Annotated in this window: 23 protein-coding genes; 10 read left to right on the forward strand and 13 right to left on the reverse strand. The window is 67.7% G+C overall.

Annotation, left to right across the window (positions count from 1 at the left end; all coding sequences use genetic code 11):
• Positions 1–7 precede the first annotated feature (7 nt).
• Positions 8–226 carry a hypothetical protein gene (locus KY497_RS12590; RefSeq protein ID WP_021200689.1) on the forward strand — a complete coding sequence of 73 codons (219 nt, stop codon included), beginning with the start codon at positions 8–10 and terminating at the stop codon, positions 224–226.
• Between the two features lie 68 nt (positions 227–294).
• Here the strand turns inward: KY497_RS12590 and KY497_RS12595 are convergent, their stop codons facing one another.
• Together KY497_RS12595 and KY497_RS12600 are read right to left on the reverse strand one after the other, a co-directional pair.
• Positions 295–1335: an alanine racemase gene (locus tag KY497_RS12595; RefSeq protein ID WP_141386787.1), complete on the reverse strand. Its 1041-nt coding sequence runs from the start codon at positions 1333–1335 to the stop codon at positions 295–297.
• On the reverse strand, positions 1332–2033 hold the full coding sequence (locus tag KY497_RS12600; protein ID WP_258185684.1) for an alanine racemase: 702 nt from the start codon (positions 2031–2033) through the stop codon (positions 1332–1334). Before KY497_RS12600 ends, KY497_RS12595 begins: the two co-directional genes overlap by 4 nt.
• Before the next feature lie 80 nt (positions 2034–2113).
• Between KY497_RS12600 and KY497_RS12605 the strand changes: the two genes are divergently transcribed.
• Positions 2114–3130, forward strand: a complete 1017-nt coding sequence (locus KY497_RS12605) for a sugar-transfer associated ATP-grasp domain-containing protein (protein WP_219869178.1) — start codon at positions 2114–2116, stop codon at positions 3128–3130.
• 61 nt (positions 3131–3191) lie between these two features.
• On the opposite strand, the gene KY497_RS12610 is transcribed toward KY497_RS12605, so the two are convergent.
• The 3 genes from KY497_RS12610 to KY497_RS12620 form a co-directional block, all read right to left on the reverse strand.
• The gene (locus KY497_RS12610) at positions 3192–3887 is read right to left on the reverse strand and encodes a coenzyme F420-0:L-glutamate ligase (RefSeq protein ID WP_141386789.1); all 696 of its coding nucleotides are present in this window, start codon (positions 3885–3887) and stop codon (positions 3192–3194) included.
• The gene (locus KY497_RS12615) at positions 3884–5122 is read right to left on the reverse strand and encodes an RNA polymerase sigma factor (protein ID WP_219869179.1); all 1239 of its coding nucleotides are present in this window, start codon (positions 5120–5122) and stop codon (positions 3884–3886) included. Before KY497_RS12615 ends, KY497_RS12610 begins: the two co-directional genes overlap by 4 nt.
• A gap of 168 nt (positions 5123–5290) precedes the next feature.
• Complete coding sequence (locus KY497_RS12620; protein ID WP_219869180.1) at positions 5291–6232, reverse strand: proteasome assembly chaperone family protein; 942 nt, start codon at positions 6230–6232, stop codon at positions 5291–5293.
• A 113-nt stretch (positions 6233–6345) separates the two neighbouring features.
• On the opposite strand from KY497_RS12620, the gene KY497_RS12625 reads away from it, so the two are divergent.
• The 3 genes from KY497_RS12625 (at position 6346) to KY497_RS12635 (ending at position 11122) form a co-directional block, all read left to right on the forward strand.
• Positions 6346–7818 carry a leucyl aminopeptidase gene (locus tag KY497_RS12625; protein WP_219869181.1) on the forward strand — a complete coding sequence of 491 codons (1473 nt, stop codon included), beginning with the start codon at positions 6346–6348 and terminating at the stop codon, positions 7816–7818.
• A gap of 3 nt (positions 7819–7821) precedes the next feature.
• Positions 7822–9195, forward strand: a complete 1374-nt coding sequence (gene lpdA / locus KY497_RS12630; RefSeq protein WP_141386791.1) for a dihydrolipoyl dehydrogenase — start codon at positions 7822–7824, stop codon at positions 9193–9195.
• A 67-nt stretch (positions 9196–9262) separates the two neighbouring features.
• On the forward strand, positions 9263–11122 hold the full coding sequence (locus tag KY497_RS12635; protein ID WP_219869182.1) for a 2-oxo acid dehydrogenase subunit E2: 1860 nt from the start codon (positions 9263–9265) through the stop codon (positions 11120–11122).
• 9 nt (positions 11123–11131) lie between these two features.
• Here KY497_RS12635 and KY497_RS12640 read toward each other — a convergent pair whose 3' ends face one another.
• A complete protein-coding gene (locus tag KY497_RS12640) occupies positions 11132–12601 on the reverse strand; it encodes a hypothetical protein (RefSeq protein WP_219869183.1) in 1470 nt (489 codons plus the stop codon).
• Between the two features lie 161 nt (positions 12602–12762).
• Between KY497_RS12640 and KY497_RS12645 the strand changes: the two genes are divergently transcribed.
• Positions 12763–13473: a DUF4191 domain-containing protein gene (locus tag KY497_RS12645; protein ID WP_055867876.1), complete on the forward strand. Its 711-nt coding sequence runs from the start codon at positions 12763–12765 to the stop codon at positions 13471–13473.
• Positions 13474–13532: 59 nt separating this feature from the next.
• Here the strand turns inward: KY497_RS12645 and KY497_RS12650 are convergent, their stop codons facing one another.
• Positions 13533–14720, reverse strand: coding sequence for a RimK family alpha-L-glutamate ligase (locus KY497_RS12650; protein ID WP_017830470.1), 1188 nt, complete (start codon positions 14718–14720; stop codon positions 13533–13535).
• 17 nt (positions 14721–14737) lie between these two features.
• On the opposite strand from KY497_RS12650, the gene KY497_RS12655 reads away from it, so the two are divergent.
• Entirely contained in the window at positions 14738–15226 is a 489-nt protein-coding gene (locus KY497_RS12655; RefSeq protein ID WP_219869184.1) for an ATP-dependent zinc protease, read from the forward strand.
• An 18-nt stretch (positions 15227–15244) separates the two neighbouring features.
• Here KY497_RS12655 and KY497_RS12660 read toward each other — a convergent pair whose 3' ends face one another.
• Positions 15245–15673: an RDD family protein gene (locus KY497_RS12660; protein WP_031206091.1), complete on the reverse strand. Its 429-nt coding sequence runs from the start codon at positions 15671–15673 to the stop codon at positions 15245–15247.
• 147 nt (positions 15674–15820) lie between these two features.
• Between KY497_RS12660 and glnA (KY497_RS12665) the strand changes: the two genes are divergently transcribed.
• Together glnA (KY497_RS12665) and KY497_RS12670 are read left to right on the forward strand one after the other, a co-directional pair.
• Positions 15821–17245 carry a type I glutamate--ammonia ligase gene (gene glnA / locus KY497_RS12665; RefSeq protein WP_017830467.1) on the forward strand — a complete coding sequence of 475 codons (1425 nt, stop codon included), beginning with the start codon at positions 15821–15823 and terminating at the stop codon, positions 17243–17245.
• A 202-nt stretch (positions 17246–17447) separates the two neighbouring features.
• On the forward strand, positions 17448–18581 hold the full coding sequence (locus KY497_RS12670) for an AI-2E family transporter (RefSeq protein WP_258185685.1): 1134 nt from the start codon (positions 17448–17450) through the stop codon (positions 18579–18581).
• A 34-nt stretch (positions 18582–18615) separates the two neighbouring features.
• Here the strand turns inward: KY497_RS12670 and KY497_RS12675 are convergent, their stop codons facing one another.
• From KY497_RS12675 to KY497_RS12690, 4 genes are read right to left on the reverse strand one after another with little or no spacing between them, the layout of a single operon-like run.
• Complete coding sequence (locus KY497_RS12675) at positions 18616–19536, reverse strand: diacylglycerol kinase family protein (RefSeq protein ID WP_218682108.1); 921 nt, start codon at positions 19534–19536, stop codon at positions 18616–18618.
• 50 nt (positions 19537–19586) lie between these two features.
• Positions 19587–22562: a bifunctional [glutamine synthetase] adenylyltransferase/[glutamine synthetase]-adenylyl-L-tyrosine phosphorylase gene (locus KY497_RS12680; protein ID WP_219869186.1), complete on the reverse strand. Its 2976-nt coding sequence runs from the start codon at positions 22560–22562 to the stop codon at positions 19587–19589.
• A gap of 9 nt (positions 22563–22571) precedes the next feature.
• Complete coding sequence (glnA, locus tag KY497_RS12685; RefSeq protein WP_219869187.1) at positions 22572–23909, reverse strand: type I glutamate--ammonia ligase; 1338 nt, start codon at positions 23907–23909, stop codon at positions 22572–22574.
• A gap of 2 nt (positions 23910–23911) precedes the next feature.
• On the reverse strand, positions 23912–24136 hold the full coding sequence (locus KY497_RS12690) for a hypothetical protein (protein WP_017830462.1): 225 nt from the start codon (positions 24134–24136) through the stop codon (positions 23912–23914).
• Between the two features lie 68 nt (positions 24137–24204).
• Here KY497_RS12690 and ppgK point away from each other — a divergent pair, with 68 nt between their 5' ends.
• Positions 24205–24951: a polyphosphate--glucose phosphotransferase gene (gene ppgK / locus KY497_RS12695; protein WP_141386797.1), complete on the forward strand. Its 747-nt coding sequence runs from the start codon at positions 24205–24207 to the stop codon at positions 24949–24951.
• Positions 24952–25049: 98 nt separating this feature from the next.
• On the opposite strand, the gene KY497_RS12700 is transcribed toward ppgK, so the two are convergent.
• Entirely contained in the window at positions 25050–25706 is a 657-nt protein-coding gene (locus KY497_RS12700) for a YoaK family protein (protein ID WP_174799578.1), read from the reverse strand.
• Positions 25707–25760: the final 54 nt, after the last annotated feature.

Below are 25760 nucleotides of genomic sequence, written 5' to 3' on the forward strand. Positions count from 1 at the left end.
CACCGAGATGAACGCAACGACCGAACGTGACACCTCCACCGTCGAGTTCCGCCTGACAGCCATGGATCGTTGTGATTCCTGCGGCGCTCAGGCGTACATCGCCGCTGAGGTCAACGGGTCCGAGCTCCTGTTCTGCGCCCACCATGGTCGCAAGTACGAAGAGAAGCTCCGCAGCATCGCCACCAGCTGGCACGACGAGACGGCCCGCCTCGTCGAGACGGTCTGATCGCATCCTGACGCCCCTCGGCTGACCGTGGTCAGCCGAGGCAGATCAGTCGGCGACGACTCTGCGCATCAGTCGGCGACGACTCTGCGCACGCGCGGCGTGAGCCGGGTGAGGATCTCTTCTCCCACGGTGTCGATGCGCTCGGCGAGAGTCGTCGCCGACGTCTCTCCGCGCTCACCAGCGCCGAACACGACGACCTCGTCACCGACCCGCGCTCCCGGCCACCCCTCGACGACCGATGAGGTGTGTCCCACCGACACGAGCGTCCGTGCTCCGCCGGAGGTTCCGACGCGGCTTCCGGAGAGTGTGGAGGGGAGGCCGTCGAAGCTGCCGATCCCGATCGATACCCGATCCCCGTGGAGGTCGACGACCGTCGCGACGAGGCTCGCGGCCGGGCGGATGCCGTCGAGTTCCGGTCCCTCCGCTGATCGGATGCCGTAGCAGAACGCTCCGATGCGTGAGACCGTTCCCCGCAGCTCGGGACGCCACCACGAAGCCGCCGAGGCGGTCAGGTGAAGCGCCGCGGGGCTCGCGCCCGACTCCCGGACGACGCGGACCGCGTCGAGGAACGCCTCGTGGGCGATGTCGTCGTCGGCGTCACTCGCCTCCGCGATATGGCTCCACACGCCAGCGAACTCCAGGAGCCCCGCCTGCTCGGCTCCGCGCGCTTCCGCCACAGCCACCGCCCAGTCCTCCGGGAGGATGCCGTTGCGGTGCAGACCCGTGTCGATCTTGAGGTGCACGCGTGCAGATCGTCCGATCGCCTCGGCGCGCGCGATGATCCGCCGCAGATAGTCGATCGTGCCGACGCCGAGGTCGATACTCTGCATCAGCGCATGGTCGATCTCTTCATCCGTCGATGTGACCCAGGCGAAGATCCTGGCATCGCCGCCGGCGATCCTGCGGACGGAGAGACCGGTGCGGATGTCGTAGCTCCCGAACCACTCGATTCCCGCGTGCACCGCGGCATCCACCGCCCAGGAGAGACCGTGACCGTACGCATCGTCCTTGAGCACGAGCATCAACGTCGACGGGTCGACACGGGCGCGCACCGCATCGATGTTCGCTCGGAAGACGCTGCTGCTCAGACGCAGTTCGGGGCGGCTCATGCCTCCCACCCCCGCACGGCATGAGCGCCGGCGACGGTGATGAGCTCGGCCGCACTCATCCCGGTGACGGCGGCCCACCGCGAAATCCCCGACGACGCCGGTCCCTCGCCGCCGAAGTAGGTGGCTTCCGTGCCTGCCGCGACGTCGGCCCCCTGGAGGTCGACGACGCAGACGTCCATGGCGACGCGCCCGACGATGGGCCTGCTCACACCATCGATCTCCACCTCGGCGCGATTGCCGAGTGCGCGCACGATGCCCTGTGCGTAGCCGCCGGTCACGAGCGCCACCACGGTGTCCCGGGACGCGCGGTAGGTGTAGCCGTAGGAGACGGCGTCTCCCGGCCGAAGGCGCTTGGTCGACAGGACACGACCGGTCAACCGCATGACCGGTCGTGTCGCCAGCTCTCGGTCCGAATCGGGGATGCCGTAGAGGAGAGACGCGTCGATATCGGGCTCTCCGGTCGTGACACCGTGGATTCCCTCGAGCTGCAGTGCGACCTCGCCCTGGGCGTCGACGAGCACATTCTCGGCACCGGCCGCGGTCACGACCTGGGCGACGGCGAGGACGCCGTGACCCCACGCGTCGCGGCGCAGATCGGCCACGCGACCACCGGCTGCCACCGCCGCCGACGCTCCTGCCGCCAGGGCGGAGCGGGAGATCATCGCACGCGGCAGGGAGCTGGAAGTCGTGTCACACACGTGTTCCAGCCTAGCTTCCGGCTCCCAGGTCGGCCTCCCCGGCCCCCGTAGACTGGTGGGGACCCCGACCCTGGAGCCTCATGTCTCGTCTTTCCCTCGCGCCCCGCATCCGCTATCTGATGGGACGTGCCCGCCGCATCGACGTCGGATCGGTGGTGGAACGCGCCAAAGAGGCCTCCGAGCTACACCACAAGGCGGTCCCCGCGATCGTCGTCGACATGCTCTGGTCGGCCGCGCGCCACAACGTCGGGTTCCAGGACTACATCGACTACGACTTCGCGATGCTGACGAAGGCCGAGCGCGCGACGTACATGACGCATCCGGTCTCGAACCAGCTCTCCCAGCGGTACGACCACCCGGACTATCGCTGGATCTTCCAGGACAAGGTCGAGTTCGACAAACAGTTCTCCGACCATCTGCACCGCGAATGGATGGTCGTCGAGGAGGGCAACGCCGACGCTGTTCGCGAGCTCACCCAGCGCCTCGGAACGATCGTCACGAAGGAGCCGGTGGGCCAGGCGGGCACCGGAGTGCACCGCTATCACGCCGCCGACATCGACGACTGGGACGAGTTCCACCGTGGGCTGCTGGCCCGCGGCGAACTCCTGATCGAGGAAGTCATCCGTCAGCACGACGCCCTCGCAGCCGTGTGCCCCGGCACGGTGAACACCACCCGGATCACGGCGTTCTTCGACGGCGAGAAGGCCCATATCCTGGCGATGGCCCAGAAGTTCGGGCGTGGTGCCGTGAGCGACCAGATGACGTTCGGCGGCTTCTACACGATGCTCGATGAGAACGGTCATGCCGTCGGCGCAGGGTACGACTCGCACGGCCACGTGCACGAGACGCATCCGGACTCGGGCTTCCGCATCGCCGACTTCCAGCTTCCCTACATGGACGAGGTGCGCGCGTTCATCGACGAGGTCGCCCGCATCGTGCCGCAGGTGCAGTACGTCGGCTGGGACATCGTGGTCTCCCCGGACGGGCCCGTGCTCGTCGAGGGCAACTGGGGTGCCGGCGTGTACGAGAACAAGCCCAGCGTCACCGGCATCCGCACGGGCCACAAGCCTCGCTACCGCGAGGTCATCGGCTTCTGAGATCCACGAAGAAGGCCCCGGATGCTGAGCATCCGGGGCCTTCTTCGTGGATCTGAGCGGATCAGACCGCGCGGACGATACCGAGCGGCGTCGACTCCAGGCCCTGTCCGAGCGGGTTGTCGCCGAGGATCTTGACGAGGCGACGCTCTGCGTCCTTGTCGAGCGTCGAACCGAGGATGTTGCCGCCGAGATCGTTGATGTCGACCACCGCCACCTCCGCCTGACCGCCGATCAGTGCCTTCACGTGTGCGGCCACGCCGTCGGGATCCTTGGGTCCGAGCACGACGGCCTCGTTATAGGGAGGGATGGTGTGCTTGGTCGGACCGTCGATCGCGCGTGCCTTGTCTCCGGCGATGCGGTAGAAGTCACCACGACGGCCGAAAGCCTTGGTCACCGCCGCCACGGCGGACGCGAACAGGATACGCGGGGTGCCGCACTCCCGCAGCGCCATCTCCATCGTCTCGGGCATGCCGAGCCCGATGCCGTACGGCGTGCGGGTGACGTACTTCGAGAGGAAGAGCGCGAGCTTGCGCGGCTTGATCTCGTCGAGACGGTAGGACCGCCCCTGGGTGATCGCCACGATCTTCTCGGTCACGAACAGCAGGTCGCCCGGCTGCACGGCGTCCTTGGCGTACTCCGTGATGATCGCATCGAGGTCGTCCTCGGGCATGACCACGCGGGTGCGCAGCGGGATGCGTGCGTAGCTCTTGCCGTCGACGCTGGTCTCGAGCGCCTTGCCTTCGTTCGCCTGACTCATTCGAGGTAGTCCCGCAGGGACTGCGAGCGGCTCGGGTGACGCAGCTTCGCCATCGTCTTGGATTCGATCTGGCGGATGCGCTCACGCGTCACACCGAACGTGTCGCCGATCTGGTCGAGCGTCTTCGGCTGACCGTCGCCCAGGCCGAAGCGCATGCGGATGACACCCGCCTCACGCTCGGACAGCGAGTCGAGCAGCTGCTCCAGCTGACGCTGCAGCATGGTGAAGCCCACGGCGTCGGCGGGGACCACGGCCTCGGTGTCCTCGATGAGATCACCGAACTCGCTGTCGCCGTCTTCACCCAGCGGAGTGTGCAGCGAGATCGGCTCACGGCCGTACTTCTGCACCTCGACGACCTTCTCGGGCGTCATGTCGAGCTCACGGCTGAGCTCTTCCGGAGTGGGTTCGCGGCCGAGGTCCTGCAGCATCTGACGCTGCACTCGCGCGAGCTTGTTGATGACCTCGACCATGTGCACCGGGATGCGGATGGTACGGGCCTGGTCGGCCATGGCGCGGGTGATCGCCTGACGGATCCACCAGGTGGCGTAGGTCGAGAACTTGAAGCCCTTGGTGTAGTCGAACTTCTCGACAGCACGGATCAGACCGAGGTTGCCCTCCTGGATCAGATCCAGGAACTGCATGCCGCGGCCGGTGTAGCGCTTGGCGAGCGAGACGACGAGTCGCAGGTTCGCACCCAGCAGGTGGCTCTTGGCACGCTGACCGTCGCGGGCGACCCACTGCAGGTCGAGACCGAGCTGGCTCGTCTTCTCGGCCGCGGTCATCGCCGACAGCTTCTCCTCGGCGAACAGACCCGCCTCGATGCGCATCGCGAGCTCGACCTCTTCGGCCGCGTTCAGGAGCGCGACCTTTCCGATCTGCTTCAGGTAGTCCTTGACAGGGTCGGCCGTCGCACCGGTGATCTGCGTCGAGTAGACGGGGACGTCTTCGTCGTCGTTCGACGAGATGACGATCGCGCCGGTCGGCAGCGGCTCGGTGAACTTCGGCTTGGCGTCCTCGTCCTCGTCATCCTCTACAGCGGCAACTGCGGGAGCCTCGTCTTCTTCGACGACGTCCTCGGACTTCTTCTTCTTGACGGGGGCGCGCTTCGCTGCCGCACGCTTCGCCGCGCTCAGGGGCGCGGGCTTCTCGGGCGCATCGGCCTCGACCGGAGCGTCGGCGGTCGTCTCTTCGGCAGCCTTCTTCGTCCGGGTGTTCTTCGTCGTGGCAGGAGTCACGTTTCGCCTTTCACGGAGCTGCTGTGTAGCCCCGGGACATTTCGGACACTAGTAAGACCCTTGTCAAGTCCAGCGCTCGAAAACACTGATTGACAACGGGTCAGAGTCCTAGTATCGCACACGTGTGGCGATGCGGACGCATTCCGACGAAGTTCTCGCGGATCCGCCTCAACCGCGACCGGGCTTGTCCTCGTCGCCGGGCGGGCGCGAGGCCAAGTAGCGCTCCAGCTCCGCGGCCAGCTCATCGGCACTGGGAAGGTCGCGCTCGCTGAAACCGCCCTCGTCGTAGGAGTCGTCGTCGGGGTTACGTCCCGCCATGTACGCGTCGTAGCGGCGCTCGAGATTGTGGACCATCTGCTGCAGTTCGTCGTTCCCGGCGACCTGCTCGTCGACCCGCGTCAGATAGTCCTCGCGGCGCTCCTGGACGGCATCCAGCATGAGCACGAGTCCGGTCGACGCCATCAGCCGCTCCGCCGCCGCGATGACCGCGTCGGGATTCTCGGTCTCGGCGAGGTAGTGGGGAACCAACAGAACGAAGCCGACGGCTCGATCGCCGCGCTCGACGAAGCGGAATTCGAGCAGGTGCCCCGCTGTCGCCGGGACCTGCGTGCGCGGACGCCACACGGAGTGCGCCACGGTGAGCTCCCGGCGATTGCCGCTGACCGTCGTGCCGATCGGGCGCGTGTGGGGTACCGGCATCGCGATCGAATGCACCCAGTGTAGGCCCGAGACCTCGAACTCCGCCGCCAGCGCGAGAACTGTTTTCGCGAAGAGGTTCCACGCGAAGTCGGGCTCGTATCCGGCGAGGAGCAGGAACGGACGACCGAGTGCATCGGTCGCCAGCGACAGCTCGAGTCGTGGTGGCGTGAACTCCGTGAGATGGTCCTGGTCGAACGAGATCACCGGACGACGCGCACGGTAGTCCAGCAGCGCGTCGTTCTCGAACACCACGACCGGCTGTGGCGATGCGGTCTCGCGCAAGTGATCGATCAGACCGGACACCGCGCTGCCCGCATCCGTGAAACCGGTGAGAAGCAGCACCAACGGCAGGCCATGCGGCACTGCGGGCGCATTCGCGACGCGTTCGTGGATCTCACCGGAGAAGGGCATGTCTCCATGCTACGAGCAGGTCCGGATGCCGGGGCGCGGAGCGTCATGCTGAGAGCGAACACGCGCACGGACGGCGCGCGACCGTGCCGCGGCGAAGATCCTAGGATGGAGGTATGACGCTTCCCGTGCTCTCGCACACCACCGCTCAGTTCCCCGGAAGCGCTGCAGATGCCGCAGTGCTCGTCGTCGCCGCTCTCCCCGATTCGGCGGATTCCCTGGCCGGTTACCCCGGCCTCGCCGACACGTTGGCCGGCATCGGATTCACCGGCTCCGCCGGATCCTTCGCCCGCGTGTACGCCCCTGATGTGACGTCTCTGCCGTTCGCCGTCGTCGGCGCCGGCGCCAAGCCCGACGCCGCAGCGGTGCGCAACGCGGCCGGTACGGCGCTGCGCACGCTCACCGGCTTCGAACACGTCGCGCTGGCCCTCGCCGAAGGCCTCGAGCCCTTCGCCGCGGCAGCGGCCGAGGGAGCAGTGCTCGGCGGGCACAAGTTCGACGGATACCGCACGGAGAAGGGCAAGGCGCGCGCCACTGCGGTCACCCTGCACGCCGAACTCGACGACGAAGACGCCGAGTACGCCCAGGTCATCGGCGACGCGGTCGCCCTGATCAAGGACCTCGTGAACGTTCCCGCCGAGTGGCAGAGCCCCGCACAGCTCGCGCAGAGCGCGGCCGACAGTGTCGCCGACCTCGACGTCACCGTCGAGATCCTCGACGAGAAAGCCCTCGCCGAGCAGGGCTTCGGCGGCATCCTGGGCGTGGGGCAGGGCTCGGATCGTCCCCCGCGTCTCGTGCGCCTCGACTACTCCTCCGCCGACGCTTCGCGACACATCGCCCTTGTCGGCAAGGGCATCACGTTCGACACCGGTGGCCTGTCGCTCAAGCCCGCTGCGTCCATGGTCGGCATGAAGTTCGACATGGCGGGTGCCGCGACTTCGCTCGCCGCGATCCGTGCGATCGCTTCGCTCGGCCTCCCGGTCCACGTGACGGCGTGGCTCTGCATCACCGACAACATGCCGTCGGGCAGGGCGCTGCGCCCCGGCGACGTCATCCGCATCCTCGACGGCACCACGGTCGAGGTCCAGAACACCGATGCCGAGGGTCGACTCGTGCTCGCAGACGGTCTCGTGGCCGCGAGTCGCGAGAACCCGGACGTCATCATCGACGTGGCCACTCTCACGGGCGCCATCGTCGCCGCACTGGGCCACCGGCACACCGGCGTCTTCGGCGACGTCGAGACCGTGTCCTCGTTCATCTCCGCGACCGCTCAGGTCGACGAGCCCGCATGGCACATGCCGCTACCGGAGTACATGGAGGAGTCGCTCGAATCCCCCATCGCCGACCTGCAGAACGCGAACATGGGCGACCGGATGGGCGGCGCCTCCTACGCCGGCCTGTTCCTGCGCCGCTTCGTGGGTCGTACGTCGGATGCCGACGACGCTCCGCGCATCCCCTGGGTGCACCTCGACATCGCGGGATCCGGCGAACACACCGGCGCCCCGTACGGCTTCACTGAGAAGGGCCCCACCGGGGCGATGGTCCGATCGATCGTCGCCTTCGCCGCAGCATCCCACACGGAGGCATGACATATGACAACCCACACCTTCGACATCGTCGTCCTGGGCGGCGGCAGCGGCGGTTATGCCGCGGCACTGCGGGCGAGTGAGCTCGGCAAGTCCGTCGCGCTGATCGAGAAGGACAAGGTCGGAGGGACCTGCCTGCACCGCGGGTGCATCCCGACCAAGGCGCTGCTGCATGCCGCAGAGGTCGCCGACCATGTGCGCGATGCCGCGTCCGTGGGCGTGACCGCAGCACTGCAGGGCATCGACACCGCCGGGGTCCGCGCCTACCGCGAAGGGATCGTCGCCAAGAAGTTCAAGGGCCTCGAGGGACTCGTCAAGGCCCGCGGGATCACCACGGTCTCCGGACTCGGCCGCCTGAACGCGGATCGCAGCGTCAGCGTCGGCGACGACGTCTACGTCGGGACGGATGTGGTGCTCGCCACCGGCTCGTACAGCCGCTCCCTCCCCGGCCTCGAGATCGGCGGCCGGATCCTCACCAGCGAGCAGGCTCTCGCTCTGGACGTCGTGCCCGACCACGTGCTCATCCTCGGAGGGGGTGTGATCGGTGTCGAGTTCGCGAGCGTCTGGCGCTCCTTCGGATCCGAGGTCACCATCATCGAGGCGCTCCCGCACCTCGTCCCGAACGAGGACATCGCCCTCAGCAAGGGACTGGAGCGTGCATTCCGTCGTCGCGGCATCAAGTACTCCCTCGGAACCCGCTTCCAGAGCGTCGTGCAGGACGAGTCATCCGTCACGCTGACGCTCGAAGACGGCACGCAGTTCACCGCCGACTACCTCCTCGTCGCCGTCGGTCGCGGTCCCGTCACGGCCGATCTCGGTTTCGAAGAGGCGGGTGTGACCCTCGATCGTGGATTCGTGATCGTCGACGAAGATCTGCGCACCGGTGTACCGGGCCTCTGGGCGGTCGGCGACATCGTGCCCGGCCTCCAACTCGCGCACCGTGGATTCCAGCAGGGCATCGCGGTCGCCGAACGGATCGCCGGACTCTCGCCTGCCAACATCCCGGATGCGCAGATCCCCAAGGTCACGTATTCGAGCCCCGAGGTCGCCTCGGTCGGTGTGACCGAGGCCGCCGCCGCCGCCGAGCACGGCGCGGACGCGATCGTCGCCTACGAGTACAACCTCGCCGGCAACGGCAAGAGCGAGATCATCGGAACCGGCGGTCTCGTGAAGGTCGTCCGTCTCAAGGACGGGCCCGTCATCGGTGTGCACCTGCTCGGCGATCGTGTCGGCGAGCTCATCACCGAGGGGCAGCTCGCCGTCGCTTGGGAGGCGCACCCCGAGGACATCGCTCCTCTGATCCACGCGCACCCTACCCAGAGCGAGGCGCTCGGCGAGGCCTTCCTGGCTCTGGCCGGCAAGCCCCTGCACGCCCTCTGAGCACCAACCGGTGCCCGAGTCACTAAGCTAGACAAGCGTCATACAACTTCCTGAAGGAGACTCAGTCATGAGCACATCCGTCGTCCTCCCCGCTCTCGGCGAGAGCGTCACAGAGGGTACGGTCACCCGCTGGCTCAAGCAGGTGGGAGACACCGTGCAGGCGGACGAGGGCCTGCTCGAGATCTCGACCGACAAGGTCGACACCGAGATCCCCTCCCCCGTCAGCGGCGTGATCGAGGAGATCCTCGTGGCCGAGGACGAGACCGTCGAGGTCGGCGCTCTCCTCGCGCGCATCGGTGATGGCAGCGCTGCGGCCCCGGCTGCAGATGCCCCCGCCGCCGCGGCCCCCGCCGCAGCAGAGGCACCGGCCCCCGCCGCCGCGGCCCCCGCCGCAGCAGAGGCACCGGCCCCCGCCGCAGAGGCTCCGGCCGCTGAAGCACCGGCACCCGCTGCCGAAGCACCGGCCGCAGAGGCTGCACCCGCAGCACCCGCCGGCGATGCGACCGACATCGTTCTTCCCGAGCTGGGTGAGAGCGTCACCGAGGGCACCGTCACCCGCTGGCTCAAGCAGGTGGGTGACAGCATCGCCGTCGACGAGGCTCTTCTGGAGATCTCCACCGACAAGGTCGACACCGAGATCCCCTCGCCGGTCGCCGGCGTGCTGCAGGAGATCGTCGCCGGCGAGGACGAGACCGTCGCTGTCGGCGCCGTGCTGGCACGTGTCGGCTCGGGTGCCGCACCCGCCGCCGAAGCACCCGCGGCCCCGGCACCCGCTGCCGCTCCGGCACCCGCCGCTGCCCCGGCACCCGCTGCTGCCCCGGCACCCGCTGCTGCCCCGGCACCCGCTGCTGCCCCGGCACCCGCTGCTGCTCCTGCACCCGTTGCAGCCCCGGCACCGGCCGCTGCCCCGGCACCCGCTGCAGCTCCGGCACCTGCTGCTGCAGCCCCGGCACCCGCCGCTGCTCCGGCACCTGCTGCTGCAGCCCCGGCTCCCGCCGCGACGAAGCTCGCACTCCCGACAGAGAACGACAACCTCTACGTGACCCCGCTCGTGCGCCGTCTGGCGTCGCAGCAGGGCGTGGACCTGGCTTCGGTCACCGGCACCGGTGTGGGTGGTCGTATCCGCAAGGAAGACGTGCTGAAGGCCGCGGAGACCGCTACGGCGGCACCTGCTGCTGCAGCCCCGGCTCCCGCTCCGCTCGAGGTCTCGCCCCTGCGCGGCACGACTCAGCCGATGTCGCGTCTGCGCAAGGTGCTCGCCAAGCGTGCTGTCGAGTCGATGCAGCAGACGGCTCAGCTGACCACGGTCGTCGAGGTCGATGTCACTGCCCTCGCCGACTACCGCGACAGCGTGAAGGCGTCGTTCCTGGAGAAGACGGGCGACAAGCTCTCCTTCCTGCCGTTCTTCGCTCTCGCCACGGCTGAGGCTCTGCAGGCGTTCCCGATCGTCAACGCGACCGTCGACGGCGAGAACATCGTCTACCCCGCCAGCGAGAACGTGTCGATCGCCGTCGACACCGAGCGCGGTCTGCTCACGCCGGTGCTGCGCGACGCCGCTTCGAAGAACATCGCGCAGATCGCTCACGAGATCGCCGATCTCGCCGCGCGTACCCGCGACAACAAGCTGAAGCCCGATGAGCTTGCCGGCGGCACGTTCACGCTGACCAACACCGGTTCGCGTGGTGCCCTGTTCGACACTCCTGTCGTGTTCCTGCCCCAGTCGGCGATCCTGGGTACCGGCACGGTCGTCAAACGTCCGGGTCTCGTGAAGGTCGGGGGTGCTGATGCGATCGCCGTCCGGTCGTACGTGTACCTCGCGCTCTCCTACGACCACCGGATCATCGACGGCGCCGACGCAGCCCGATTCCTGGGCGCGGTGAAGGCCCGCCTCGAGTCGGCGCAGTTCGCCGCTCAGCTCGGCGCCTGACCGCACGAGTCATCCTGGCTGGTCCGCGACGTCATAGACGTCGCGGACCAGCCATTTCTCTTCTGTGCGGATGAGGACGACGATCGTCTGATCGGACCCCTGCCCCTCCGCGTCTCCCTCCCCGTCATCCACCCCACTCGTCCGAAGGCGTACCACCGCGACGTCCCCGTACTCGTCCACGAGTTCGGGGCTCGGCTTCACCGGATCCACCCTGCCAAGAGCCCCCATGACGTTCTCGGCGTCGCCGGCCACGGCATCCGTGCAGGGACTATCGCCCTGGGCACGGCAGTCCGCGATCGCCCGCAGGAGAGATGGCACGGCGCCGAGGGGATCCTCCTCGGCGGAGGAGGACTGCGACCTCGAGGCCTCTCCGCCCGCGGGAGCTGCTCTCGGGGGCGGTGTGCTCGCCGACGCTGCATCTCCCCCCGGCGACGGCGACTGAGAGCTGCCACCTGCTGCCCCGTCGGCCTTCCCTGCTTCTTCGCCGTCAGGCCAGAGAAGCCCTCCGGCGAGCACCAGAGCCGCGGCCACCCCCGCCACCAGCACCGATCTCTTCCGCCGGTCGGCTGTCGTCTCAGACCGCCCTGCCCCGCTGTTCCGAAGTCGTGTGCGAGCGGGACGGGTTCGTCGTCTGTCCTCCAGTCGCGCATGGATCGACTCGACGAACACGCGGAGAGCATCGCGGATCGCGTCCCGTCTGCGGCTCGCCCGATGCGGTTCACCGGTGCGGACGCGATCCGCCCGCAGACGGAGCGCACCCTGACGGTCCTGCGGAACACCTGGCGCGGTCGCGCGAGCGAGGTCTCGTGCGCGCTCGGGAGCGTGGAGTTCGCGCTCGAGCGGCTGCGGAGCAGCGATGTCGAGCATCGACCGCTCCCACGAATCGATGAGCGTGCGAGGAAGTCGCGGATGGGTGAGAGTCTTCTCCAATCCGTCCTCGACAGCACCCAGCACGCGCGTGAGTGCTTTGTCGGGAGTCTGCTCCCTCAGGCTCTCGAGGATCTCCATGACTCCTGCTCTGGCGTCAGGGCCATCTCCGAGCACGAAGATAGGACGCCCTCCGTCTGTCAGCCACCACGTGCCGGTGCGTGCGCCGCCGGCACCCTCTCCCAGCTCGTCGAGACCCCGCAGAAGGCTGACGACGAGCGTGCTGGATTCACCGGGAGTGATGTTCCCTCCCGCCGCCGATCGCCGGCCCAGGAACCCCCGCACCCGCTCCGTGCACCACGGAAGCAACGCATCGTGCCCTCCCCTACGACGACTGACATCGATGGGCGCCGCGATGTGCTCGGCTCCCGCGAACCGCCATCCGTCCCAGCCGCGGAGGATCGCTGCGTCCATCCGCACAGCGACGCCTTCCCCCTGGGTCACCAGCGTGCCCGGGAACGGCCCCTCGGTCGGATCGAGCGTCCTCACCACGCGATGCGCCCCTGGTACGAGTGGCGCCCCACGGCCGTCGTCGATCGCGATGTCGTTCATCTCCCCATCACAGCGCAGGAGGCGCTTTCGTCACCGGGTTCGGAGGCGACCCGGGCGGATTCCGGCTGAGCCCCCGATGTGCAGGAGGAGTGAGAGGCGCCCGCTCCGCTTCGCGCGAACGTCGACATCACGAGGCCGTCGGACTCGGTAGGCTGGTCCTCATGGCAAAGAGTGCTCCTGAACCCGAAAAGCGTCCTGGGTTCTTCTCCCAGATCAAGTCCCTCTTCCGGTTCACACGTGAGGCCTACTCATGGCTTCCGTGGGCGCAGGCCGCGATCCTCATCGGCGGCGTGCTGCTCGGCCTCGTCGCCGGCTATCTCATCCCGCCCTTCCAGATCTGGACGCTCGTCCTCTGGGGCATCACCGGTCTCATGCTCGGCATCCTCGGCGCCCTGTTCCTGATGACCCGCCTGTCGACCTCGGCCATGTACAGCAAGATCGACGGCATGCCCGGCGCCACCGGTCATGTGCTCAGCACCAGCCTGGGTCGCAGCTGGCAGGCGTCCGAGACGCCCGTCGGCATCAACCCGAAGACGCAGGAAGCCGTCTACCGCACCATCGGCCGCGGTGGCATCGTGGTCGTCGGCGAAGGCGCACGCGGTCGGCTGACCCGCCTCGTGAACGAAGAGCGCAGCAAGGCCCAGCGCGTCGCGCACGGCGTTCCCGTCACGGTTCTCTACGTCGGACACGGCGATGACGAGGTGGCGATCGCCGATCTCTCGAAGACGATCAAGAAGCTCCCGAAGGTGATCGACAAGGCCACGATGGCCGCCGTCATCCGCCGCGTGGACTCCGTGTCGCAGTCGCTGTCGTCGCTGCCGATCCCGAAGGGCATCGACCCGACCAAGGTGCGCTCCCAGCGTCCTCGTTGAGCTCGCGCACACGAGCCTCGAGCGCGGCCGTCCTCCTGTGAGGGCGGCCGCGCTCTGTTTTACTCGGAGAGCGGCTGCCGTGGCAGACGACGGACCTTCGCACGACGGCGACGACGTTCCGGGACCATCGAGCGCATCTCGTCGAGCTTGCCGAAGCAGAACAGGCGGTCATCCGCTTCCAGCACGACGTGCTTGCGCGGGTTGGGGATCACGCTGACACCGCGGTGCAGCGTGAGAACTGTGATGTCCCGTTCCCACAGACCTGCTTCGCCCAGGGTCTTCCCGACCAGGTCGACCGCGCCGTGCACCATGAGTTCGGCGACGCCGTAGCCCGTCGAGACCGTCAGGCGCTGGCGCACGTCGATCTCGGGGAACGCCACCTGACCGGCGATGTAGTCGATGATGGCGCCCGCGACGTCGAGCTTCGTCGCCGTCTCGATGCCCTGCAGCCCTGGCGAGGAGTTGACCTCCATCACCAGCGGACCGTCATCGCCTTCGAGCATGTCGACGCCGGCCACGCGCAGGCCCATGATCTGGGCGGAGCGCACGGCTGCGCGCTCGTAGACGGGGTCGAGCTCGATGGCCTCCACCGAACCGCCGCGGTGCACGTTCGATCGGAACTCGTCTCCTGCCGCCGATCGTCGCATGGCGGCGACGACGCGATCGCCGACGACCAGCGCTCTGATGTCCCGGCCACGGCTCTCGGAGATGAACTTCTGGATGAGCACGTTCTGCTTGGTGGAGTGCAGGGTCTCGATGATCGCCTCGGCGACCTTCACCTGCGGTGCGAGGATGACCCCGATGCCCTGCGTGCCCTCCAGGAGCTTGATGACCACGGGCGCTCCACCCACACGCTCGATCGCAGGGCGCACGTCCGCACGGTTGCGCACGAACGCCGTGGGCGGCATCGCGATGTTGTGGCGGGAGAGGATCTGGTTCGCGCGCAGCTTGTCGCGGGCGCTCGAGATCCCGTTCGCGGTGTTCGGCGTGTAGACGTCCATCTGCTCGAACTGTCGCACGACGGCCGTGCCGAAGTATGTGATCGAGTTGCCGATGCGCGGCAGGATCGCGTCGTAGTCGCTGAGCTGACGACCTCGATAGTGCAGGTCCGGTTCCTCGGCGGTGAGGTCGATCGCGAAGCGCAACGTATTGAGCACCTTGACGTTGTGCCCGCGCTGAAGCGCGGCTGCACGCAGCCGCTGGGTGGAGTACGCCTGCGGCGCGCGGGAGAGCACTGCGATCTTCACGGGGATTTCCTGCCAGGATGTATCAGGTGAGTAGGTCCACCCATTCAAACACCCTTACGGGGTGGCGAGAGTGGGTGAGCCTGCCCGATCTCGGCGTCGACTGGCTCAAAGCCAAGATCGACACCGGTGCGCGCACCTCGTCGCTACACGCTTTCGACATCGCCGAGTTTGAGCAGGACGAGCAGCCCTGGGTCCGTTTCAAGGTCAAACCCTGGCAGGACAGCCAAGAGGACGCGGTCGTCGTCGAGTTGCCGGTCCACGATCGTCGCGCGGTACGGAGCTCTTCCGGTCATGCCCAGGAGCGACTCGTCGTCGAACTGCTGATCCGTCTCGTGGACCGCGAGGTGCTGGCCGAGGTGACTCTGAGCAATCGCGACGAGATGGGTTTCCGGATGCTCATCGGACGTGAGGCTCTGCGCCGCGGGTACATCGTCGATCCTGCGCGCTCGTTCCTCGGTGGAAGGGCGCCGCGCGAGGCACGCCGGCGCAACCGCGGGCGCGCCTGAATCCGCCCGACCGCGTGATCAGGTGCGGATCAGAACCGTGCCGACCGCCTTGTCGTGCAGACCGCGCTGATCGGCGTCCCAGATCACGGCCGGCACGACCACCACGAGCAGGAGCGTGCGCACGATCGGACGCCACAGCCCGACCCAGCTGCCGTCCATGCGCGCCAGACGCATTCCGAGGATACGGTGCCCCGGGCTGCCGCCCGCGGTCGGGATGAAGACGATCTGCAGCACCGCGAACACCAGCATCGGAGCGAACTGGCTCAGGCCGGCTTCCGTCGGCAGCGCGAACTGGTTGAATCCGAGGAATCCGGTGGCGATGATCGTCGCCGCCGCGTAGTCGATCAGGAGGGCACCGATGCGGCGTCCGGGGCGGGCGATGCTCCCGGAGCCGGATTCCGGGAGTCCGAGTCGTTCACCGGGGTACGCGTTCACAGCATCCGTCACTCCCCCAGCCTACCCAGCGCGATATGCCGCGCTGACGCCGTCGCGCCTGTAACACGCCCGAAACAAAGCGGATACCGTAGAGAAATCCCCCGTCCGTACTCTGCAGAGTGGCCGTAAAGCCATCGATCCGCATTACAGGAGTCGTACATGTTCAAAGATTCGTCCGAGGTACTGACCTACATCAAGGAGAACGACGTCAAGTTCCTTGACATCCGTTTCACCGATCTCCCGGGTGTTCAGCAGCACTTCAACATTCCTGCATCGACGGTCGACGAGGCTTTCTTCACCGACGGCCAGCTGTTCGACGGCTCCTCGATCCGTGGCTTCGCCAGCATCCACGAGTCCGACATGCAGCTCATCCCCGACGTCACGACGGCGTACGTCGACCCGTTCCGCGAGGCGAGCACACTCGTCATGCTGTTCGACATCTACAACCCGCGCACGGGCGAGATCTACTCGAAGGACCCGCGTCAGGTCGCCAAGAAGGCCGAGAAGTACCTGACCTCGACCGGCATCGCCGACACCGCGTTCTTCGCCCCCGAGGCGGAGTTCTACATCTTCGACGACGTCCGCTACAACGTCACCTCGAACTCGAGCTTCTACAGCGTCGACTCGGAAGAGGGCGCCTGGAACACCGGCCGCGAGGAAGAGGGCGGAAACCTCGCCAACAAGACGCCCTACAAGGGCGGCTACTTCCCGGTCAGCCCGGTCGACAAGACCGCCGACCTGCGCGATGACATCACCCTCAAGCTGATCGACGCCGGGTTCATCCTCGAGCGCTCGCACCACGAGGTCGGCACCGGCGGCCAGCAGGAGATCAACTACCGCTTCGACACCATGGTCCACGCGGCGGACGACATCCTCAAGTTCAAGTACATCGTCAAGAACACCGCCGAGGAGTGGGGCAAGGTCGCGACCTTCATGCCCAAGCCCCTCTACGGCGACAACGGCTCGGGCATGCACACCCACCAGTCGCTGTGGAGCGACGGCAAGCCGCTGTTCTACGATGAGGCCGGCTACGGACAGCTCAGCGACATCGCGCGCTGGTACATCGGCGGCATCCTGGCCCACGCGCCCGCGCTGCTCGCCTTCACCAACCCGACGCTGAACAGCTACCACCGTCTGGTCAAGGGCTTCGAGGCTCCGGTCAACCTGGTCTACTCGGCCGGAAACCGCTCGGCCGCGATCCGCATCCCGATCACGGGCTCGAACCCGAAGGCCAAGCGCATCGAGTTCCGTGCGCCCGACGCGTCCGGCAACCCGTACCTCGCCTTCGCCGCGCAGCTCATGGCCGGCCTCGACGGCATCAAGAACCGCATCGAGCCGCACGAGCCGGTCGACAAGGACCTCTACGAGCTTCCCCCCGAGGAGGCCAAGGACATTCCGCAGGTCCCGAACTCCCTGCTCGACTCGCTCGACGCGCTGGCGGCCGACCACCAGTTCCTCCTCGAGGGCGGCGTGTTCACCAAGGAGCTCATCGAGACCTGGATCTCCTACAAGTACGAGAACGAGATCCTGCCGATGGCGCAGCGTCCGCACCCGTTCGAGTACGAGCTGTACTTCGGCGTCTGACGACCAGAACATCGCGAAGAGCCCGTCTCAGCTTCCGCTGGGCGGGCTCTTCCGCATTGTCGTGCGATGTCGGATCGACGCTCGAGTGACGTCGCGAACACCGGAGGTCGCCACACCGCGTCATCGGCTTGACCGCGCGGCATCCCGGGTGGTCGACTGGTGAGTCTGACCATCGACCGGGGGAATCATGCGCCGTAGAAGAGTGACCGCGAACACCGAGCTGCGCACCCCGGCCGACCCCTGGCCCTCGCAGCCCTCGAATGCGGTCGCCGCATACGCCAGGACCAACCCGTTCATGTTCGGGCTGCTGGGTGCCCTCGGCGTGCTGGTGGCGCTGGGTATCGGAAGCGTCGTCGGTCAGCTCGCGACCGTGCTCGTCTACATCGGCGTCGCGGTGTTCCTCGCGCTCGGCCTCGATCCGATCGTCACCTTCATCGAGAAGAAGCTCCCCCGCCCCGCCGCCGTCACGATCGTGGTGGCCGGGGTCATCCTCGCTTTCGCCGGCATCATCCTCGCCATCGTCCCGATCCTCGTCGAGCAGATCAGCAATCTGATCAAGGACGGCCCGCGGATGATCGAGGACTTCATGGCCAGCGCCTGGTTCAAGGACGTCAGCGGTCAGTTCGGCTCCACGATCGACGATGCCGTGCAGGGCGTCCTCAGCTTCGTGAAGGACCCGAACAACTTCCTCGACATCGGCGGCGGCGTGTTCGCGGTGGGTGCGGGCATCGCCGGCGGCTTCACCGGGATCACGATCGTCCTGATCCTGACGCTCTACTTCATGGCGTCGCTGCGCAGCATGAAGCATGTCGCCGCCCGCTTCGTCCCGGCCTACCAGCGCGACACCTTCAGCAGCCTCCTCGAAGACGTCTCCGGCGCCGTCGGTCGCTACGTCATCGGTCAGGTGAGCCTCGCGCTCGTCAACGGAATCCTGAGTCTCATCTTCCTCAGCATCATCGGCGCCCCGGTGCCGGCCCTGCTCGCGCTCATCGCGTTCATCGGCTCGATGATCCCGTTGGTCGGAACGCTGACCGCGTCGATCATCAACTCGCTGATCTGCCTCTTCGTCTCACCGCTGACGGCGCTGATCGCGATCATCTACTACCTCATCTACATGCAGATCGAGGCCTACGTGCTCTCGCCGCGCATCATGAGCAAGGCCGTCGCCGTGCCCGGCGCTCTCGTGGTGATCGCCGCGGTCGCCGGTGCCGCGCTGGGCGGCATCCTGGGCGCCCTCGTCGCGATCCCCGTCGCCGCGAGCATCATCATCATCATTCAGAAGGTGACCTTCCCCGCGCAGGATCGGAAGATCGTCCCGCCGCACGTCACCCGCTGAGAGGACGGCGCCGGGACGGCGAGCTCGATGATCCTCAGCGGACCAGCAGCGCACCAGGCTCGACGCGCACGTCGAACGCGGTGACCTCGCCCATCTCCTCGCCATCGATCTCGAACACGAGCGGCGTCTTCAGCTCGACTGAGATGGTCTCGACGGGCAGATGACGAGCGGACTCGGTGCTGACAGCCTCATCTGTGGCGCCGAAGAGTCGGCGGATACCGTTGTCCCACACGAACGAGCGCAGCGTGTCGAGCCACTGCAGCGCGCCATCGGCGCTGATCATGAGCACGTCGAGCTTGCCGTCGTCGAGAACCGCGTCCGGGAGCAGACGGATGCCGCCCTGCACCATGCCGCAGTTGCCGATGAGCATGGTGTGCCCTCGCACGGCGACAGCCTTCTCGCCGTCGATCCCCAGGGTGATGTCGGTCATCTCGGTGCCGGCCAGTGCACGGCCCATCGCCTCGACGTAGGCCAGCCACCCGGCCTTGGACTTGAGGTCGTCGTCGGTCTCCACCAGCATCTGCGCATCGACGCCGAAGCCGACCATCACGGCGAACGCGTGCTCGGTACCGTCGTATGAGACCCAGCCCAGGTCGATGCGTCGAGGCTCGGCGTCGCGAACACGCTCCAGCGCGGCCTTCACGTTGTTCAGCGGAACCTCGAGGTTGCGCGCGAGGAGGTTGCCCGTCCCCTGCGGCACGATCCCGAGAGCAGTCTCCGATCCCGCCAACGACTCGGCCACAGCCCGCACGGTGCCGTCTCCACCGACCGCGATCACGATGTCGCGGCCTTCCTCGCGGGCCTCGCGAGCCATACCGCGGCCCGGGTCCTCCGGAGTGGTCTCCCACCAGCGGATGTCGTACTGATCATCGAACACACCGCTCACCGCGGTCTGCAGAACCTCCTGCTGGACCTTCGAAGGGTTCCAGACGATGCCGATTCGCGCGTGGGTCATATCGTCAGCTTGGGACACCTCGTCCGATACCGCAAACTGAGGCTGCTCGATCAGCCGTAGAAGAGCTGCTCGAACGTCTTGCGTGCGCGCCGCGTCACACCGAGGTAGTCCTCTTCGAGCTCGGTCGCCGAGCGGTCGGGATACCCGAGCAGTCTCCCGATCGCGTCGAGCTGCCTGCGGTCCGCGGGCAGCACATCGCTGGTCTGACCGGTCAGCAGGGTGATCGCCGACCGGAGACGGCTGGAGAGCAGCCAGGCCTCACGAAGACGTGCGGCATCCTCCTCGGTCACGAAGTCCGCTGCCACCGCGGCCTCGAGCGCACCGAGGGTCGACGTCGTGCGCAGTCCGGGGACGGCGTGCGCGTGCTGCAGCTGCAACAGCTGGACGAGCCACTCCACGTCACTGAGCGAACCGGGCCCGAGCTTCAGGTGACGCCGGGGATCTGCGCCCTGCGGCAACCGCTCCCCCTCGACCCTCGCCTTGATGCGCTTGATCTCGCGTGTGCCCTGCAAGTCGACCGACTCCGGGTAGCGGATCGTGTCGGCCAGTGCCGTGAACCGCGCGATCAGCTTGGCGCTCCCCGCCACGCCGCGGGCCCGGAGCAGCGCCTGGGCCTCCCACGAGAGCGACCAGCGCCGGTAGTACTCCGTGTATGCCTCGATGGACCGCACGACGGGGCCGTTGCGCCCCTCGGGGCGCAGGTCGGCATCGAGGTCCAGCGGCAGGCGGTGGTCGGTGAGATGCTCGCGCAGCCCCGCCACGATCTGCGTCGCGAGTTTCTGCGCGCGCTGCGGATCGACGCCGTTCGCGTCGTAGACGTAGAGGATGTCGGCGTCGGAGCCGAAGCCCAGCTCGGCGCCGCCGAAGCGTCCCATCGCGATGACCGCGAAATCCAGCGCCTCGTCCTCCGGCGGAACGACGTCGCGGATCACCGCACGCAGGGCCGCCTGGATCGTGGCCTCGGTGATCTCGGTGAGCGCCGTGGCGACCTCCTCGATCGTGAGGACGTCGAGGACAGCGCCCATCGCCGTGCGCAGCAGCTCCCGCCTGCGCAGCGCCCTGACGGCGCGCAGGGCGTCGCCGATCGTCTCGTGGCGCGTCTGTATCGCGCGCGCCTCCTGGTCCAGCGCAGCGGCACCACGAGGCCGCAGGCGTCCCGTGCTGTCCAACCAGGCCACAGATTCCGGGATCCACTCCAGGAGCTCGCCGATGTAGCGCGAGGAGGACAGCAGCCGGGTGAGGCTCTCAGCCGCGCCGGAGGAGTCGCGCAGCATCCGCAGGAACCAGGGGGTGTCCCCGAGACGCTCGCTGATGCGGCGGAAGGCGAGCAGCGCATAATCCGGATCGCTGCCGTCTGCGAACCACCGCACCATGATGGGCATCAGGTGGCGCTGGATCGTCGCCTTGCGACTGAGCCCGCTCGTGAGGGCGCCGATGTGGCGCAGGGCTCCCGCCGGATCGCGGAACCCGATCGCCGCCAGGCGGTCGTGTGCCTGGGCGGCGGAGAGCGTGCGCTCCTCCTCCGGCAGGCCGGCGACGGCGCTCAGCAGCGGACGGTAGAACAGGCGGGTGTGGATCTCACGCACCTCGCGTCGCACGCTCTCCCAGCGCGCCCACACCCGCTCACCGCTCTCGGCGAGTCCGGTGCCCCTCGCCAGGGTCCGCAGGCCGGCGGGAGTGCGCGGCATCAGATGCGTGCGGCTGAGCTCGCGCAGCTGGAGCCGATGCTCCATGAGCCGGAGCAGCCGATAGTCGTCGGCGAACGCGGCGGCGTCGACCCGCCCGATGTAGCCGCCCTCGACGAGCGCGTCGAGGCTCTCGAGCGTGCCACGGGTGCGCAGCGACTCATCGGTGAGGCCGTGCACGAGCTGCAGCAGTTGCACGGTGAACTCGATGTCGCGCAGGCCGCCGGCGCCGAGCTTGAGCTGGTACGGGGCGTCCTCGGGATCGATGTGCTCCATCACGCGCTCGCGCATGCGCTGCACGCTCTCGACGAAGTCCTGTCGGGCGGCGCTGGACCAGATCTTCGGCTGCACCGCGGCGATGTACTCGGCGCCGAGCTCGGCGTCGCCGGCGAGCGGGCGTGCCTTGAGCAGGGCCTGGAACTCCCAGCTCTTCGCCCAGCGGTCGTAGTAGGCCAGATGCGACGCGAGCGAGCGGACCAGAGCACCCTGCTTGCCCTCGGGACGCAGCGCGGCATCCACCTCCCACAGCGGGGGCTCCACCTCGATCGCATCGAGGTTGCGCATCGTCTCGCGCGCGAGACGGGTCGCGATGTCGATGGCGCGTGCCTCCGTGACGACCTCTTCATCACTGCTGCCGCCGACGAAGATCACGTCGACATCGCTGACGTAGTTCAGCTCCCGCGCTCCGGCCTTTCCCATGCCGATGACGGCGAGGCGCGTCGCCGCCACTTCGCCAGGGCCCATCGAGTCCCGCAACCGGGTCCTGGCGACCGCGAGCGATGCTTCGAGCGCGGCACCGGCGATGTCCGCCAGCGCCGCCGACACCGGTGCGATGATCGTCTCCGGTGCAGGATGCGACAGGTCGTAGGCGGCGATGGCTGCGAGATTGCGCCGATATGCGACCCTGATCGCGACGACGGCTTCGTCTCCGGACAACTGCGCGAAACCGTCGTGCGCACCCACCGAAGCCAGCAGACGCTCGCGCAGTTCGTCGGACGACGGCAGAGCAGTGAGGGGGCCTTCCAGGACGGTCAGCTGGTCCGGATGACGGAGGAAGAAGTCGGCGAGCCCTTCGGACGCACCGAACACCCGCCAGACCCGTCGACGCGTCTCCTCGTCGACGAGAAGTCTCCGCAGCGGCGCCTCGTCCCGGCGCGCCACTCTGAGCAGCCCGCGCACGGCGGCATCGGGATCCGCCGCATCCGCCGCTTCGAGCAGCACGGTGCGCGGCTGGTCGAGGATGCTCGCCAGCTCCGACAGGGACGCTGCCGCCTCACTCAGCTCGGCGAAGCCGAGTCTGGCCAGCGCGGAGAGCGAGACGGAATCGTCCGGACGGGCCATGCGCGCCCCTCAGAGAAGCTCGAGGTTGTTCTTCAGTTCGAGCGGGGTGACCTGACCGCGGTAGGCCTCCCACTCCTTGCGCTTGTTGAGCAGCACGTAGTTGAACACCTGCTCCCCGAGCGTCTCGGCGACGAGTTCGGACGCCTCCATGTACTCGAGGGCGTGGTCGAGGCTCGCCGGCAGCGCCGAGTAGCCCAGGGCCCGTCGCTCCGCGTCGCTGAGAGCCCAGACGTTGTCCTCGGCCTCCGGCGGCAGCTCGTATCCCTCTTCGATGCCCTTGAGCCCGGCCGCCAGCATGAGCGCGTACGCCAGGTAGGGGTTCGCGGCCGAGTCCAACGCACGGTACTCCACGCGCGACGACTGCCCCTTATTGGGCTTGTACATCGGCACGCGCACGAGCGCGGAACGGTTGTTGTGGCCCCAGGTGATGAAGCTCGGCGCCTCGTCGCCGCCCCACAGGCGCTTGTAGGAGTTCACGAACTGGTTCGTGACGGCGGAGATCTCGTTCGCGTGCTTGAGCAGGCCCGCGATGAAGTGCCGCCCCGTCTTGGAGAGCTGGTACTTCGCGCCCTCCTCGTAGAACGCGTTCTGATCGCCCTCGAAGAGCGACATGTGCGTGTGCATGCCGCTGCCGGGCTGACCGCTGAGCGGCTTCGGCATGAACGTCGCGTAGACGCCCTGCTCGATCGCCACCTCCTTGATCACCGTGCGGAACGTCATGACGTTGTCGGCTGTGGTCAGCGCATCGGCGTAGCGCAGGTCGATCTCGTTCTGACCGGGGCCGCCCTCGTGATGGCTGAACTCGACGGAGATGCCGAGATCTTCCAGCATGCGCACGGAGCGACGGCGGAAGTCGTGCGCCGTGCCGCCGGGAACGTTGTCGAAGTAGCCGGCGGAGTCGACGGGCACGGGGCCGTCGGGTCCGAACGAGGACGACTTCAGGAGATAGAACTCGATCTCCGGATGGGTGTAGAAGGTGAATCCGGCGTCTGCGGCCTTCGCGAGCGTGCGCTTGAGCACGTGACGTGGGTCGGCGACGGCCGGCCGGCCGTCGGGGGTCGTCAGGTCGCAGAACATGCGCGCGGTCGGGTCGATCTCACCGCGCCAGGGCAGCGTCTGGAACGTCGTCGGATCGGGCTGGGCGAGCAGATCGGATTCGTAGGTGCGTGTCAGCCCCTCGATCGCCGAACCGTCGAATCCGATGCCTTCCGCGAAAGCCCCCTCGACCTCGGCGGGCGCGATGGCCACCGACTTGAGAGTGCCGATCACGTCCGTGAACCACAACCGCACGAACTTGACGCCGCGCTCCTCGATGGTCCGGAGGACGAAGTCCCTCTGCTTGTCCATGGCTACTCTGCGCCCTGGCCCTTTGCGTCGCCCTTGGCGTCCCAGCCCTGCTCGACGGCCTCTTCCTCGGCCCAGGAACGCGCGCGCTCCTTGACGACCTCGGGAGCACGGCGGGCTTCGGCCTCCGTGTCGAACGGGCCGATGCGGTCGATGGCGGGCGAGATCATGCCGAACTCGATCTCGCCAGTCGCGGAGTTGTACCAGTACTTGTGGTCGCCGTCAGACATGTCTGCCCCTTCTTCACGTGATGTCATCGATCCTACTGGCGCGCACCGTGGTCGCTAAGCTATCGCCCATGGCAAAAGCGATCGGCGTCGATATCGGCGGCACGGGAATCAAAGCAGGAATCGTCGACCTCGAGCACGGCGTCATGGCATCCGACCGGGTGCGGGTCCCCACTCCCGAGGGCGCATCGCCGCAGGACGTGCTCAACGCCGTGCAGACCCTTCTGAAGACGCTCGACGTGCACGAGTCGACGCTGCCGCTCGGGGTCGCCTTCCCAGCGATCGTCAAGCGCGGCAAGACGCTCTCGGCCGCGAACGTGTCCAAGGAGTGGATCGACTTCGACGCCGAACGATTCTTCCGCGACGGCCTCGGCCGCAACATCGTGTTCGTGAACGACGCCGATGCCGCGGGTGTCGCCGAAGCCCGCCACGGAGCGGCCAGGGATGTGCGCGGCTTCACGCTCCTGACGACCCTCGGCACCGGCATCGGATCCGCATTCCTCTACGACGGGGTGCTGCTGCCGAACACCGAGCTCGGTCACCTCAACTTCCGCGAGTTCGAGTCGGTCGAGACGTACGCCGCGACGTCGGCACGCGAACGGGAGAACCTCAGCTGGGCGGAGTGGGCCGAGCGCCTGCAGGCGTTCTACTCGCACATCGAGTTCCTGTTCAGCCCCGACCTGTTCGTGGTCGGCGGTGGCGTCTCGAAGAACGCCGGAGACTTCCTTCCGCTTCTCGACCTCAAGACGCCGATCGTCCCGGCGATCCACCGCAACAACTCGGGCATCATCGGCGCCGCATCCCTCGCCGGCGACTGATCCACGCACGTCCCTGACACCGAAGACCCCGATGACTGCCGTAGTCATCGGGGTCTTCGCGTGTTCGCGAAGGTGCGGGCCGGAGCCTCCTCCCCCGCTCAGTCGATCGGAGGTTCCCGTCGAACGCGGGTCCTCATGGCCAGACCCACCCCGGCGGCGGCGAGCACGACGGCGGCGAGGAGCAACGCGGGGCCGCTTCCGAGCCGGTGCGCCGCGGCACCGACCACCGCGCCTCCCGCGAGGGATCCCCACAGCAGGAGAGGGCGGCGCCAGGCGGATCCGGAACGCCCGGTGAGCAGCGCCGCGACCGCGAGACCCAGACTGACCAACGTGCCGGTCGCGTACGTGATGGCGACCCGCGCACGTCCGTCCGAGAGGTACAGGGTGTTCAGCGCCCCCATGGCGACGGCCAGCATCCAGAACCGAGCAGGGCTCGTCGGTACCACCGCAGCGAGGACGGCGCTCAGAGCGACGGCGGACGCGGATGCCGCCACCGCCCAGGCGCGCCGTCGCCCGTTCCCGCCGATCATCGCGCCGGCGGCGACGCCCAGGACGAAAGCCACCACCAGCGTCAAGGGCAGAAGCGACGACGCCAATCCCTGCTCGAGGATGTCCACACCGGCCTGGGTCGAATTGCCGCTCATGAAAGAGACGAAGAAGCCGCCGGTGTCGATGAACCCGATCGCATCCACATACCCCGCGACGCCGCTGAGCACCAATGACAAGGCCAGACCCCGTCGTGTGACATCTCTCATGGCGTAGACCTCATGGACGTGCCTTTCTGGGTGGCTACTCCGAGCCTAGGCGGT

It is taken from the genome of Microbacterium sp. PAMC22086, from assembly GCF_019443525.1.
Lineage (GTDB): Bacteria > Actinomycetota > Actinomycetes > Actinomycetales > Microbacteriaceae > Microbacterium > Microbacterium maritypicum.